Below are 14,275 nucleotides of genomic sequence, written 5' to 3'. Positions count from 1 at the left end.
ATTGGCGCCGGAGGCAAGGGGGCCTCTGAGCACGAGGACACAGCCGGTATGAGGAAATTGCCACAGGGGGGAGATTGGGTTGCTTTTGCCGCAAATTCACCAGAATGATGCAGGAGCTTGCCCGGATGGCTGCAGCTTGCCGACCGTCAGGCACGGGCGGAATCCGGTGTGGCATTCCGAAAGACCAGACAGGGCGCCATACGGGGCGCTATACCGGGGGCGCCATCTGAGGCGAATACACCAGCGATGATCAGCTTGCCGAAATTCCTTGTCGTGAAGGCATTCGTGCGGGGCCTGCTGGCTGCGTCGCTGCCGGGGCTTGCAGTGATGGGATTTGCCTTGCCCGGCCCGGTGGCGGCTGATCCGAAAGCGGTGATCGCCATGCAGACCGCCGATGAGGCGCGGGGCTGGCAGCCGGTGGGCAAGCTGGTGCTGGGCGAGCGCGGGTTTTGCACCGGCGTGCTGATCGACCGGCAGCTGGTGCTGACGGCGGCGCATTGCCTGTTCGACAAGGAAACCGGCGCGCGGCTGAGGGATGAGCAGATCACCTTCCAGGCCGGCTGGCGCAATGGTCGCGCCGAGGCCTATCGCGGCGTGCGCAGATCGGTGCCGCATCCCGATTACATCTATTCCGGCAGCGACAATCTCGGGCGGGTGGCCTGGGATCTGGCGCTGCTGGAACTCGACAAGCCGATCATGCTGCCGCAGATCAGCCCTTTCGCCACCGGCACCGCGCCCGCGCGCGATGCGGCGGTCAGCGTGGTTTCCTATGCGATGGACCGCGCCGAAGTGCCCTCGCTGGAGCGCGATTGTTCGGTGCTGGCCACGGACAGCGCGGCACTGGTTCTGAGCTGCGACATTGATTTCGGCTCCTCCGGGGCGCCGGTTTTCGCGATCCGGGACGGGCAGCCCGAGGTGGTCGCGGTGATCTCGGCCAAGGCGGATTACAACGGGCGGAAAGTGGCGCTGGCGGTGGCGGTGGACGCGCCGCTGCGGCAATTGCGCGACGAGCTGGGCCGTGATGTGCCCGGTCAGGCCTCCGCCGGCGGTGCGGCCGGGGTACGGGTGATCTCGGGCGGGGCGGCGAAGGCCAGGGGCGGCGCGGCGGCGCAGACTGCGCCGGCTGAGGCCGGTGAAGCGGTGGATGGTGCGGTGTCCGGCAACTCTGCCGGCGGCGCGAAATTCATCAGGCCATAGCGGGCGGCCATAACCGGCGGCCGCTGCGCGCCGGGTAGTGGCGCAGCCTCACGCGGAAGTGACCCGCAGCTCTCAGTGCCGCTCCCCTTGACTGTTCGGGCCCGGCTTCCCAGATCGGGATCATACCGGGCGCCATGATGGGTCCGGCAGAACCGCCCGGCCTCGCAAGGGGAGGGTTGACCCAAAGAGCATCGCTTCCCAAGGAGGATGATCATGCGCAGCTATGATTTTGCACCGCTTTACCGCGCCACTGTCGGCTTTGACCGCGTCGCCGATCTGATGGACCGGGTTCTGACATCCGATGGCGCCCAGCCCGGCTACCCGCCCTATAATATCGAGAAAACCGCCGATGATGCCTATCGCATCTCGGTCGCCGTTGCCGGTTTCGCGCCCGAGGATCTCTCGGTCGAGGTGCGCGATGGCAGCCTCTTCGTGACCGCCCGCAAAGCCACCGACGAGGCGCCCCGCAGCTTCCTGCATCGCGGTATCGCGACCCGCGCGTTTGAACGCCGCTTCGCGCTGGCCGATCATGTCCGCGTCACCGGTGCAACCCATGAGCTGGGCATGCTGCATATCGAGCTGTCGCGCGAGATCCCCGAGGCGATGAAGCCGCGCCGGATCGAGATCGCCGGTCCCGCCAGGGCGGAAACCCCGGCGCTTGAGGCAAAGGCCGACCAGGTCAACTGACCCCCTGTCAGCCGCCGGAGCCCCTGAGGCCCGGGCCAGAGGCCCAAAACAAAGGCGCATCGGGCAACCGATGCGCCTTTTCTCGTTATATCGCTGCCCATACCTGCCCGACGGCCCGGGCAGGGGGCGCTGCCCGGAGGCGGGACGAAAACACCGGGCAGGGGCTTGTGATCAGCGCGTCTTACTGAAATCCACGACTGCCGCACTTGGGGGCGCCTGTGACAGAGCAACTCCGAAGCTGCGCCAGAACAAGCCCGATGCTTCTTTCAGACTTCCGGGCCTAACGTCGCCTCGCGGATCGTGCGCCCGAGCTGGACCTGAAAGCGCTGACCGGTGCCTCTGACGCGCAGGGCTGCTATCGCAGGCCAGCTTATGCCGGTGCTTTCGTCACCGCAGGCCCCGTCAGCGATGACACTGGCGCCGCTGCCATGCTGAGCAGCCTGCCGCAGGCAGAGTGGATGCTGGCCGACCGGGGCTGCGATGCCGACTGGTTCAGAGAGGCGTTGAAAGACAAGGAGATAAAGGCATGCATCCCCGACCGGAGGGGCAGGAAGAAAGCCATCAGGCACGACAACGCCGTTACAAGCGCCGCAACCGCATCGGGATCATGTTCGGAAGGCTCAAGGACTGGCCAATCGTCGGGAAAACAGTCCACTGGACTGTTTTCTGATCCTCCTCACACGTTGCAATCCGATACGACAGGTGCCCCATCGTCTTCCTGTCAGCCATAGCCCTCGCAGCGACCGTCATCTTCTGGTTATGAGCCGAGAACGAGTCCTGACCCTAAGGGCAAGATGATTGGCGGGGCGGCGGTGGCCGGGGTGTTCGCCATGGCGCTGCCGATGATCCAGCAGTGGGAAGGTCGCAGCCTCTTGGCTTACCGCGATATCGTGGGTGGGAGCGCTGCGACTGTGGGCGCGTGTATTTCTGGGATTATCCGATCCTCGCCTATGTTCGTGGTCAGCAGTAAGCACGGGGGTTCCTGACTTGCGCCCTTGGGGCTTCTGGGCGTGCTGGCGACACATCTGCCGTGCTTCGCCCGGTCTTTCCCGTGGCGATGCAGCGCGCCCGTTTTGCGAGCTGGATGCATGACCTCTGATCCTCTCTTTGCATCCGGGCGCACCGCCGCGCGCCTGCTGGACATGAAGCCCGTCGATCTGCGGGCGATGGTTGCGGCGGCTCACCTGCCGGGGCCCCGGCGCATCGGTGATCTGGAACGCTTTGACATTGCCGGGCTGTCGGCGGTGCTGTGGGGTGACAGGATCGGCACAGGGCGGGGCTATGGAATGGTAAAGCCTGCCGAAAAGCGGTTCTTGTGGACGCCTGACGGGCGGCGCTGGTTCGTCAGGCGCAAGGGCAAGTATCAGCGTATCATGGCCCCGCCCGGAACGCCGGGCTTTGACGCGGAATATTGGGAAATCATGCGGGGCAGGGTGACGCCTCGCACCACCTGGGCGGCGCTGATCGAGGAATACCGCAAGTCTGACCTGTGGGCAAAGCTCAAGCTCCGGACGCGGCAGGACTATGAGAAGTGCTTTGACTACATAGTCGAGAAGAACGGCCAAAAGGATATGACCCTTGCCAGCGCGCGCGATGCGACTGCGGCGATGAATGCGAACGCGCATCGGGTTCGGTTTGGAAACTATGTTGTGTCCACCATGTCTGTGCTGGCTGAGTATGCGCGGACAGAGCTGCACTGGATCAAGCAAAACCTGTTCCGGGGCCTGCGCAAGCGCGAGGTTCCGGAGGAGCGCAAGGCACCATATTTGCCCTGGACGAATGCGGCGGTTGCGGCCTTCCGGGCGGGTGCCACGGATCGGGAGCGGCTGATTTTTGAGCTTGACCTCGGGTCCGTCCAGCGGCCTGCCGATTGGTGCCGGTTCGACTGGCTGGACTATGAGGGCGGGCGGTTGCGGATCGTCCAGGGGAAAACGGACAAGGTGCTGTTGCTGCCGGTCACGCCCGAGCTGGCGGCGGTGCCGGATCGGGCGCGCCCGGCTGACGGTGGCGCGGGTGCGATCCTTAAGGCGGCCGGCGGCTCATGCATGATTTACAGCGGGTTGGCGCAGATCATGCGCAAGGCGCGCGCCCGCCTTCAAGCTGGCGGCTTACGACCTTCACGCGCTGCGCTATCGCGGGGTGATGGAGCTGGCTTGGGCGGGCTGCGACGACGACGAGATAATGAGCTACAGCGGCCATGATACCAAGGAAATGGTGAGCAAATATGCCGGGATCGCACGGCAGCAAATGAGGGCAGAAACGGCGGCTGAAAAGCGGGAGAACAGATACGGTCCAAAAAAAGAACCTGATACAGCAACTGATACAGATTGACGGGCAGAATGAAAAAACCTAATGAAACCGCACGACAGGGGTATAGCTCAGCTGGTAGAGCGACGGTCTCCAAAACCGTAGGTCGCGGGTTCGAGCCCTGCTGCCCCTGCCAATAGAACCAAGGGCTTACGGTTCACTCCTTCCTGCCAAATCCTGTCAGTTGGGAGATCGGTTAGGAGCTTTCGTTCCCTTCCTGTGCCTTTCCAGCTTCTGAACATCACTATCCGCCATCCGCGAATCGCGGCTCAGATGGTGCGCGTCGAGGATAGCGCCCACGTCTCTTAGGCTGTGTCCGGTGATCGTCGCAATCCCGGCCCCCGAGCAGCCGGCGACCGCAAGTCGGGTGACTGCGGTGCCTCGCAGATCGTGGAAGGTGAGATCCGTCACCTTTGATGCAGCAACGGCTTTACGCCAACTCGCACTGAACCCCATGCTTGTCCAGGCGGTTCCGGTGATTGTCGTCAGGATCGTTACCGCCGCTTTCTGAGTGGCGTCCAGCAAATCTTTAGGGGGCGCTCCAACCTGGATAACCACACGCCTTCCGGTCCTACTCTGGCGCAGGCGGATATGGCTGCTGTCATAGGCGCTCCATGTCAGTTTCAGCAGATCGCCCTGCCGCTGGCCCGTCCATACCGCCAGCATATAAGCAAGCCAGCCTTGAACATATGAAGGGGACCGTGGCCCCGGAATGGTTGATCGTCTCGGCCAAGGCGTTGTCGTAACTGTCGCCGACGCTGCCCACCGAGGGTTCGATCCCGGCTTCTGCCAAACGTTCAGTGTAGCGAATAGACAGGTATTGCGAGCCCCTGTCGCTGTGGTGGATCAGGCCCGCCACATTCGATGCCGCAACCGTTTTACGTCAGCTCGCGCTGAAACCCATGCTTGTCCAGGTCGTGCCGGTAATCTGCTTCAGCTTGCCCGAAGACCGCCGGTCCTTTCCCGAAAATCGTGGTGCCGGGGCGCTGACAGAGCCGGAACCGGCAGTGACCGGCGCCGCAAGATCGAGCGCTGCTTTGCCCCGCCGGGATATCGGGGTGGGTTGCCGGGCTCCTCTGCTGATCGGGGCTCTGGCGGCGACAAGTGTGAGAACGGGAATGGCGGGCAAACGGCCCCCATCCGACGGACAGGTGTCACGGAAAAGGCTATGGCAACGCCGGGCGCTGCCATAGCCTTGTCGGAAAGCCAAAGTCAGCCGGGCAGGCCTGGCCGACTCAGGTCCGGCCGGGCCTGCCCGGCTCAGGGTTCAGTAGCCGCTTTTGCGGATCAGCAGGTTCAGGCGCTTGGTCAGCTCTTCAGAATTGCCGACGATGCTCATGTCGGAACAGACCTGATAAGCGATATAGCTCGCCTGTTCACGCGGCATGTTCGGGCGAACTTCCTGAATGAAATCAATGAAATCCGAATGGGTTTCGTTGATGATGGCCCATTGTGGCACCGGGCCGCGATTGCAGGGTTGTTCGAAAACCCAGGTATTCTGTGCGGCGGCGGGAACAGCAAGGCAGGCGACCGCGGCCGCAACTGTCGGGAGTTTGTACATTCTGGCACTCCGGTCATTAAAACTGATCTGAGGACTTTTGCGCCCTGTGCAATCCTGAGTCCAGTAAATTACTGGTAAATCCAGGGGGCGAACATGGAAACGAACTGGCGCATAAACGGAAACGGCCAGCAATCCACAGGTTTATGACCCCGGAACGACCGGAGCTGAAGCAGGGGCGCGGCGCATTCTTGCTATTACGGCATGCAGGACATGCCAGCGTACGCCATGATGCGAAACTGGGCATGGAATGTGGCAGGGATATGTCGCGAGCGGGGCTTTATCCTGGCGCACTGCCAGGCCCGCTTATGCCGCCATTTTTGCGGAATTTCCCCGCGCCGGGCGGAATGACTTGAATTCCCGGCCCCAAGCCCGTATCTCGGCGCGAATGGCCGTCTGGTCCGGGTTTCCCGGCCGCCTGGCCTTGGGATATATCTCGGGATACCGCAGTCATGGCGACGACCAATCCTCTTCAGTTCCTCCAGCAGGTGCGCGGCGAAGTCGCCAAGATCCACTGGCCGAAACGCCGTGAAGTGGTGCTGACGACGATCATGGTCTTCATCCTCTCGGCGCTGGCGGCGACATTTTTCAGCCTTACCGATCTTTTGATCCGCTGGGGGCTGGAGCTGATCATCGGCGTCTGATCGGGCGGTGCCGGCGGTTTTGACTTGATCGGGGCAGCGTGAGCGGATATCCCGCGCCGAAGTCACGATAACAGGCGCGCATCGATTCGGGATGCGCGCTGTTTTTTGTTAGCGCCGGTCGCACCGGCAATGGGATTCCGGGGGCATATGTCCTCCGCGCAGACAGAAGGTGGAAGCGAGGCCATGGCAAAACGCTGGTATTCGGTGAGCGTCCTCTCGAACTTCGAGAAGAAGGTTGCCGAGCAGATCCGCACCGCCGTGGAAGAAGCGGCCCTGCAGGACGAAATCGACGAAATCCTTGTCCCCACCGAAGAGGTGATCGAGGTGCGTCGCGGCAAGAAGGTGACCTCCGAGCGTCGCATCATGCCGGGCTATGTGCTGGTGCATATGGAAATGACCTCGCGCGGGTATCATCTGATCTCGTCGATCAACCGCGTCACCGGCTTCCTTGGTCCCCAGGGCAAGCCGATGCCGATGCGCGATGCCGAAGTCGCCGGGATGCAAAGCACCAACGCCCAGAAGGGCGAGGTCGCGCCGCGCAACCTGGTGCGCTTCGATATCGGCGAGAAGGTCAAGGTTACCGACGGGCCGTTCGACGGCTTTGAAGGGATGGTCGAAGAGGTCGATGAGGCGGAAAGCCGTCTCAAGGTCTCGGTCTCGATCTTCGGCCGGGCCACCCCGGTCGAGCTGGAATACACTCAGGTCGTGAAGGGCTGACCTTCAGGGCCGAGTGCATCTGCGGGAGGCGAGCGCCCCGTTATGGGGTGACGGACCGGACCGCTAAACGCGCCTTTTGGGCGCCGTGACAAAGGAGAAGGCCAGATGGCCAAGAAGATTATGGGCAGCCTCAAGCTGCAGGTGAAAGCACAACAGGCGAACCCGTCGCCGCCCGTCGGCCCGGCTCTGGGTCAGCGCGGTCTGAACATCATGGCTTTCGTCAAGGAATTCAACGCGAAGTCCGCTGACTTCCCGCCGGGAACCCCGATCCCGACCATCATCACCTATTACCAGGACAAGTCGTTCAGTCTTGAGCTGAAGACGCCCCCGGCCGCTTTCCTCGTGAAAGAAGCCGCTGGCCTGAAACCGGTCGGCAAGCGCAACCGCACCAAGGGTTCGGACAAGCCCGGCCGCACCGTGGCCGGTTCGATCACCACCGCACAACTGCGCAAGATCGCCGAAACCAAGATGAAAGACCTCAACGCCAATTCGGTCGATGCGGCGATGAACATCATCCTTGGCTCGGCCAGGTCCTGCGGCATCGAAGTGAAGGGCTGATCGACATGGCAAAGCTCGCAAAACGTGTGAAGAAGGCGCAAGAGGCCTTCGCCGGCAAAGACCTGCTGGCAGTTGAAGCTGCTGTTGCGCTGATCAAATCGGCCGCTTCGGCGAAATTCGACGAGACCCTGGAAATCGCGATGAACCTCGGCGTTGATCCGCGTCACGCTGACCAGATGGTCCGTGGCGTGGTGCAGCTGCCGAACGGCACCGGCAAAACCGTGCGTGTCGCTGTTTTCGCCCGTGGCGCCAAGGCTGATGAAGCCAAGGCCGCCGGCGCGGAAATCGTCGGCGCCGAAGACCTGCTGGAGAAAATCCAGGGCGGTATGCTCGATTTTGATCGCTGCATTGCAACCCCGGACATGATGCCGCTGGTCGGCCGTCTGGGTAAGGTTCTCGGCCCCCGGAACCTGATGCCGAACCCGAAAGTCGGCACGGTGACTATGGATGTCGCGACCGCTGTGACCAATGCCAAAGGCGGCGAAGTCCAGTTCAAGGTCGAAAAAGCCGGCGTGATCCATGCCGGGATCGGCAAAGTGTCCTTCACCGAAGAGAAGCTGGCTGAAAACGTCCGCGCCTTCGTTGACGCCGTGAGCAAAGCCAAACCGGCCGGCGCCAAAGGCACCTATGTGAAGAAAGTCTCGCTTTCCTCGACCATGGGCCCGGGCGTCTCACTGGATCTGGCGACCACCGCTTCGGCCTGATTGCCTGTCGACTGATACCAGAACCGCCGCCCTTCGGGGCGGCGGTTTGCTTTTGGGCGCCTGCGCGCCTTTGCACGATTGCGGGAGCCTCCGGCGGGGATATTTAGAGACAGATGAAATCAGGCGGTTTTTTTCTTTTCATCTGTCCTGAAATATCCCGGGGGTGAGCGGCAAAGCCGCGAGGGGGCAGGGCCCCCTTTCTGCCACCAGCCAGGCAGTATGACACAGGGGCCTGTTGCATTCCCCGCTTCCGGGCTTGGCTTCTGCGGCACAACGGGGTAGATACGCAACCTGTTGGGGCTGTGTGATTCGTCACGCAGCCCCAACAGCTTTGTCCGAGAAGGCTGGTGGTGCGCAAACACCTTAATATCCGGCCTGAGATGGAGTTCGGGACGATTTTTTCCGGGGCTTGCCTCGGGTGATTTTGGCTCTCGGGACGACATCATGGACCCGAATGCCCTGGCCGTGAGGCCCGGGCTGACTTGAGCCGGGGGAAACCCCAAACTTGGAGTGAAACTGTGGATAGAGCCCAGAAAGAGAAATTGGTCGAGGATCTCGGCCAGATCTTTGAAAGCTCTGGCGTCGTAGTGGTTGCCCATTACGAAGGCATGACGGTTGCACAGATGCAGGACCTCCGCGGGCGCATGCGCGCTGTCGGCGGCTCCGTTCGCGTTGCCAAGAACACGCTCGCCAAGATCGCCCTTGAAGGGAAGTCCATCGCCAAGATGGGTGACCTCCTTACGGGCATGACCGTGCTGACCTTCTCGGAAGACCCCGTGGCTGCGGCCAAGGTCTCCGACGGCTATGCCAAGGACAACGACAGGTTCGTGATCCTCGGCGGCGCCATGGGCGACACGGTTCTGGACCAGGCCGGTGTTAAAACCGTGGCTTCCATGCCGTCGCGTGAAGAGCTTCTTGCTCAGATCGCGTCGATGCTGGGCGCTCCGGCTTCCAACATCGCCGGTGCGATTGGCGCGCCTGCTTCGAACATCGCTGGCATCCTGTCGACCATCGAGGACAAAGCCGCGGCCTGAGGCCCCGGCATTGCCCAATGTCATTCGTAGGGTTGATCAACACATCGTTGGACCCCATCTTAACTGAACGGAATGTGAAAAAATGGCTGATCTTAAAGCTCTCGCCGAACAAATCGTTGGCCTGACCCTCCTGCAAGCTCAGGAACTGAAGACCATCCTGAAAGACGAATACGGCATCGAGCCGGCTGCTGGCGGCGCTGTCGTCATGGCTGCTGCTGGCCCGGCTGCTGCTGCAGAAGAAGAGAAAACCGAATTCGACGTCGTTCTCGTCGAAGCCGGCGCGAACAAAATCAACGTCATCAAAGAAGTCCGCGCCATCACCGGCCTGGGCCTCGTTGAGGCGAAAAACCTGGTGGAAGCCGGCGGCAAAGTCAAAGAAGGCGCGCCGAAAGCTGACGCTGAGGAAATCAAGAAAAAGCTCGAAGCGGCTGGCGCCAAGGTCGAGCTCAAGTAATCTGCCATGCGGGGGCTTCTCCCGCAGGTGTGATTATCAGGCAGGGGGCGGAGCAATCCGCCTCCTGCCATTCGCGTCCTGAAAGGGGATTTTGAGAAATCCTCTCTCCGGGTGCGATATCGGTTCGGGAGCCGTCTGACGGGACAGATGGCAGGTATGGAACCGGATATCCCCTCTCGCCAGTTGGCGTGTGCCTGTGCCCCGACGGGACGCGCGCCGGCGAAACGATGAAAGGTGACCACGAACATGGCGCAAGCTTATGTTGGCCAGAAGCGTATCCGCCGCTATTACGGCAAGATCCGCGAAGTCCTTGAGATGCCGAACCTTATCGAGGTTCAGAAATCCTCCTACGATCTCTTCCTCAATTCGGGCGGCGGCGATAAGCCGAGCGACGATGAGGGCATCCAGGGCACGTTCAAGTCGGTCTTCCCGATCAAGGATTTCAACGAGACCGCTGTTCTTGAATTCGTCCGTTACGAGCTGGAAAAGCCGAAATACGACGTCGATGAATGCATGCAGCGCGATCTGACCTATGCGGCGCCGCTGAAGGTCACGCTGCGCCTGATCGTGTTCGATATCGACGAGACCACCGGCAACAAGTCGGTGAAAGACATCAAGGAACAAGACGTCTATATGGGCGATATGCCCCTGATGACGCCGAACGGAACGTTCATCGTGAACGGCACCGAACGGGTTATCGTGTCGCAGATGCACCGCTCCCCGGGCGTGTTCTTCGATCACGATAAGGGCAAGACCCATTCCTCGGGCAAGCTTTTGTTCGCCTGCCGGATCATTCCGTATCGCGGCTCCTGGCTCGATTTCGAATTCGACGCCAAGGACATCGTTTTTGCCCGCATCGACCGTCGCCGCAAACTGCCGGTGACGACGCTTCTTTACGCGCTTGGTCTCGACCAGGACGCGATTATGAAGGCCTATTACGACACCGTCACCTTCAAATATGTTAAGAACAAGGGCTGGGTCACCCGCTTCTTCCCGGACCGCGTTCGTGGCACCCGTCCGACCTGGGATCTGGTTGACGCCGCCACCGGTGAGGTGATCCTGAAGGCCGGCGAGAAAGCCACGCCGCGTATGGTCAAGAAATGGATCGACGAAGGCCAGGTGACCGAGCTGCTGGTGCCGTTCGACCATATCATGGGCCGTTTCGTCGCGCATGACATCGTGGATGACGAGAATGGCGCGATCTGGGCCGAGGCCGGCGATGAGCTGACCTGGGAACTGGACCGCGACGGCGAGGTCAAGGGCGGCACGGTGAAAACCCTGCTCGACCAGGGCATTACCGAGATCCCGGTTCTCGACATCGACAATATCAATGTCGGCCCCTACATGCGTAACACCATGGCGGCGGATAAGAACTGGAACCGCGATACCGCGCTGATGGATATCTATCGCGTGATGCGCCCGGGTGAGCCGCCGACCGTCGAGGCCGCATCGAGCCTCTTCGACACGCTGTTCTTCGATAAAGACCGCTATGATCTCTCGGCTGTTGGCCGGGTGAAGATGAATATGCGCCTGGACGTCGCGAAGCCCGACACCCAGCGGACGCTGGACCGTGACGATATCATCAAGTGCATCAAGGCGCTGGTGGAACTGCGGGACGGCAAGGGCGAGATCGACGATATCGACCACCTCGGCAACCGCCGGGTGCGCTCGGTCGGCGAGCTGATGGAAAATCAGTATCGCGTTGGCCTGTTGCGCATGGAACGCGCGATCAAGGAGCGCATGTCCTCGGTCGAGATCGACACGATCATGCCGCAGGATCTGATCAACGCGAAACCGGCTGCGGCTGCGGTGCGTGAATTCTTCGGCTCGTCGCAGCTGTCGCAGTTCATGGACCAGACGAACCCGCTGTCGGAAGTCACCCACAAGCGTCGTCTCTCGGCTCTCGGGCCGGGCGGTCTGACGCGCGAGCGCGCAGGCTTTGAGGTTCGTGACGTCCACCCGACCCATTACGGCCGGATGTGCCCGATTGAAACGCCGGAAGGTCAGAACATCGGTCTGATCAACTCGCTGGCAACCTTCGCCCGCGTGAACAAATACGGCTTCATCGAGACCCCGTATCGCAAAGTTGTCGACAACAAGGTCACCGATGATGTGGTCTATATGTCGGCAACCGAAGAGATGCGGCACACCGTTGCTCAGGCCAACGCATCGCAGGATGCGGAAGGTCACTTCACCGACGATCTGATTTCGTCGCGGAAGGGCGGCGAGTTCATGCTGAACCCGCCGGAAGCCGTCGATCTGATCGACGTTTCGCCGAAACAGCTCGTCTCTGTTGCGGCATCGCTGATCCCGTTCCTTGAGAATGACGACGCCAACCGCGCCCTCATGGGCTCGAACATGCAACGTCAGGCGGTTCCGCTCTTGCAATCCGATGCGCCTTTCGTGGGCACGGGGATCGAGGCCGTGGTTGCGCGTGACTCGGGTGCCGCCATCATGGCGCGCCGTTCGGGCGTGATCGACCAGGTCGATGCGCAGCGTATCGTTATCCGCGCGACCGAACTCCTTGAGCCGGGCGAGCCGGGCGTGGACATCTACCGTCTGCGCAAATTCAAGCGCTCGAACCAGTCGTCCTGCATCAACCAGCGCCCGCTGGTGAAGGTGGGCGACACGGTCATCCGGGGTGAAGTGGTCGCTGATGGCCCCTGCACCGATATGGGTGAACTGGCGCTTGGCCGGAACGTGATCGTGGCCTTCATGCCCTGGAACGGGTATAACTACGAGGACTCGATCCTGATTTCCGAGCGGATCCTCAAGGATGACGTCTTCACCTCGATCCATATCGAGGAATATGAAGTCGCCGCCCGCGATACGAAGCTTGGGCCGGAAGAGATCACCCGCGACATCCCGAACGTTGGCGAGGAAGCCTTGCGCAACCTCGACGAGGCAGGGATCGTCTATATCGGCGCCGAAGTGCAGCCGGGCGACATCCTTGTTGGTAAGATCACCCCCAAGGGCGAAAGCCCGATGACGCCGGAAGAGAAACTTCTGCGCGCCATCTTTGGTGAAAAAGCGTCTGACGTCCGCGATACCTCGCTGCGTCTGCCGCCGGGTGCTTATGGTACCATCGTCGAAGTGCGGGTCTTCAACCGTCACGGCGTCGACAAGGACGAACGTGCGCTGCAGATCGAGCGTGAGGAAGTTGAACGCCTCGCCCGCGACCGCGACGACGAAATGACCATCCTGGAGCGCAACATCTATTCGCGTCTCAAGGCCCTGATCATCGGCCGCGAAGCTGTCAAAGGCCCGAAAGGCGTCCGCGCCGGTTCGACCATCGACGAGGAACTCCTTGGCACTCTGAGCCGTGGCCAGTGGTGGCAGCTTGCTGTCGCCGAAGAGGCCCAGGCGAAAGAGATCGAGGCGCTTCACGACCAGTATGAATCCCAGAAACGCGCTCTGACCGCGCGCTTCGAGGATAAGGTCGAGAAGGTCCGTCGCGGTGACGATCTGCCTCCGGGCGTGATGAAGATGGTCAAGGTTTTCGTCGCGGTGAAGCGTAAGCTGCAGCCGGGCGATAAGATGGCCGGTCGTCACGGCAACAAGGGTGTTATCTCGAAGGTCGTGCCGATCGAGGACATGCCCTTCCTGGCTGACGGCACCCATGTCGACCTCGTGCTGAACCCGCTCGGCGTGCCGTCGCGGATGAATGTCGGGCAGATTCTGGAAACCCATATGGGCTGGGCCGCACGCGGCCTGGGCATCCGGATCGACGATGCCTTGCAGGACTATAAGCGCAACGGCGACATGACTCCGGTCAAGGAAGCCATGCGCTTTGCTTATGGCGATGAGACCTATGACGAGGCTTTTGGTGAGGCCTCGGACGAAGCCCTGATTGAAAGCGCCGGCACGGTCACCCGCGGTGTGCCTGTTGCGACCCCGGTTTTCGACGGCGCGAAAGAGTCGGATGTGAACGACGCTCTGCGCCGTGCCGGTTTCGACACTTCGGGGCAGTCGGATGTCTTTGACGGTCGTTCGGGCGAGAAGTTCCAGCGCAAGGTCACGGTTGGCGTGAAATACATGCTGAAACTGCACCACCTGGTCGATGACAAGCTGCATGCGCGTTCGACCGGTCCCTATTCGCTTGTTACCCAGCAGCCGCTGGGTGGTAAGGCGCAATTCGGTGGTCAGCGTCTCGGGGAGATGGAGGTCTGGGCTCTGGAAGCTTACGGCGCCGCCTATACCCTGCAAGAGATGCTGACGGTGAAGTCGGATGACGTTGCAGGCCGGACCAAGGTCTATGAATCGATCGTCAAGGGCGAGGACAACTTCGAGGCAGGTGTGCCTGAGAGCTTCAACGTTCTCGTGAAGGAAGTCCGCGGCCTCGGCCTGAACATGGAACTCCTGGATGCCGAGGAGGAAGGTTGACTGGTTGGCCAGCAAGATTGGTTGTTGCGGGA

The 14,275-nt window shown here is 61.5% G+C and carries 13 protein-coding genes, 1 tRNA gene and 2 pseudogenes; 13 read left to right on the top strand and 3 right to left on the bottom strand.

Annotation, left to right across the window (positions count from 1 at the left end):
* The first annotated feature begins 246 nt into the window (after positions 1–246).
* The 6 genes and pseudogenes from DRF71_RS21425 to DRF71_RS21400 all read left to right on the top strand — a co-directional run bounded on the left by DRF71_RS21425 (position 247) and on the right by DRF71_RS21400 (position 4,327).
* Positions 247–1,197, top strand: coding sequence for a trypsin-like serine peptidase (locus tag DRF71_RS21425; protein WP_112312549.1), 951 nt, complete (start codon positions 247–249; stop codon positions 1,195–1,197).
* Between the two features lie 213 nt (positions 1,198–1,410).
* Positions 1,411–1,884: an Hsp20 family protein gene (locus tag DRF71_RS21420; RefSeq protein WP_112312734.1), complete on the top strand. Its 474-nt coding sequence runs from the start codon at positions 1,411–1,413 to the stop codon at positions 1,882–1,884.
* 383 nt (positions 1,885–2,267) lie between these two features.
* Positions 2,268–2,647, top strand: a pseudogene (locus tag DRF71_RS21415) (hypothetical protein); the annotation flags it as partial.
* A 325-nt stretch (positions 2,648–2,972) separates the two neighbouring features.
* Positions 2,973–4,085 carry an integrase gene (locus tag DRF71_RS21405; RefSeq protein ID WP_232831624.1) on the top strand — a complete coding sequence of 371 codons (1,113 nt, stop codon included), beginning with the start codon at positions 2,973–2,975 and terminating at the stop codon, positions 4,083–4,085.
* Entirely contained in the window at positions 4,066–4,215 is a 150-nt protein-coding gene (locus DRF71_RS28800) for a hypothetical protein (protein ID WP_232831623.1), read from the top strand. The genes DRF71_RS21405 and DRF71_RS28800 overlap by 20 nt, the downstream gene beginning before the upstream one ends.
* Before the next feature lie 36 nt (positions 4,216–4,251).
* Positions 4,252–4,327, top strand: a tRNA-Trp gene (locus DRF71_RS21400).
* 44 nt (positions 4,328–4,371) lie between these two features.
* On the opposite strand, the gene DRF71_RS21395 is transcribed toward DRF71_RS21400, so the two are convergent.
* From DRF71_RS21395 to DRF71_RS21385, 3 genes and pseudogenes are all read right to left on the bottom strand, one after another.
* A complete protein-coding gene (locus tag DRF71_RS21395) occupies positions 4,372–4,905 on the bottom strand; it encodes a tyrosine-type recombinase/integrase (RefSeq protein ID WP_332872075.1) in 534 nt (177 codons plus the stop codon).
* 1 nt (position 4,906) lies between these two features.
* A pseudogene (locus DRF71_RS21390) lies at positions 4,907–5,044 on the bottom strand (IS3 family transposase); the annotation flags it as partial.
* 414 nt (positions 5,045–5,458) lie between these two features.
* Positions 5,459–5,752: a hypothetical protein gene (locus tag DRF71_RS21385; RefSeq protein WP_112312546.1), complete on the bottom strand. Its 294-nt coding sequence runs from the start codon at positions 5,750–5,752 to the stop codon at positions 5,459–5,461.
* Between the two features lie 449 nt (positions 5,753–6,201).
* On the opposite strand from DRF71_RS21385, the gene secE reads away from it, so the two are divergent.
* The 7 genes from secE (at position 6,202) to rpoB (ending at position 14,243) form a co-directional block, all read left to right on the top strand.
* On the top strand, positions 6,202–6,393 hold the full coding sequence (gene secE, locus DRF71_RS21380) for a preprotein translocase subunit SecE (protein WP_112312545.1): 192 nt from the start codon (positions 6,202–6,204) through the stop codon (positions 6,391–6,393).
* Positions 6,394–6,576: 183 nt separating this feature from the next.
* Positions 6,577–7,110, top strand: a complete 534-nt coding sequence (gene nusG / locus DRF71_RS21375) for a transcription termination/antitermination protein NusG (RefSeq protein WP_112312733.1) — start codon at positions 6,577–6,579, stop codon at positions 7,108–7,110.
* A gap of 105 nt (positions 7,111–7,215) precedes the next feature.
* Positions 7,216–7,668, top strand: coding sequence for a 50S ribosomal protein L11 (gene rplK / locus DRF71_RS21370; RefSeq protein ID WP_112312544.1), 453 nt, complete (start codon positions 7,216–7,218; stop codon positions 7,666–7,668).
* 5 nt (positions 7,669–7,673) lie between these two features.
* Positions 7,674–8,372: a 50S ribosomal protein L1 gene (rplA, locus tag DRF71_RS21365; protein WP_112312543.1), complete on the top strand. Its 699-nt coding sequence runs from the start codon at positions 7,674–7,676 to the stop codon at positions 8,370–8,372.
* A gap of 518 nt (positions 8,373–8,890) precedes the next feature.
* Positions 8,891–9,406, top strand: coding sequence for a 50S ribosomal protein L10 (gene rplJ, locus DRF71_RS21360; protein ID WP_112312542.1), 516 nt, complete (start codon positions 8,891–8,893; stop codon positions 9,404–9,406).
* Positions 9,407–9,488: 82 nt separating this feature from the next.
* On the top strand, positions 9,489–9,860 hold the full coding sequence (gene rplL, locus DRF71_RS21355; protein WP_112312541.1) for a 50S ribosomal protein L7/L12: 372 nt from the start codon (positions 9,489–9,491) through the stop codon (positions 9,858–9,860).
* Between the two features lie 246 nt (positions 9,861–10,106).
* Complete coding sequence (gene rpoB / locus DRF71_RS21350; protein ID WP_112312540.1) at positions 10,107–14,243, top strand: DNA-directed RNA polymerase subunit beta; 4,137 nt, start codon at positions 10,107–10,109, stop codon at positions 14,241–14,243.
* Positions 14,244–14,275 lie beyond the last annotated feature (32 nt).

Source organism: Pseudogemmobacter bohemicus (assembly GCF_003290025.1).
GTDB classification, from domain to species: domain Bacteria; phylum Pseudomonadota; class Alphaproteobacteria; order Rhodobacterales; family Rhodobacteraceae; genus Pseudogemmobacter; species Pseudogemmobacter bohemicus.
Note: the sequence above shows the minus strand (reverse complement) of the source record. Positions and strands in the feature narration are given on the sequence as shown.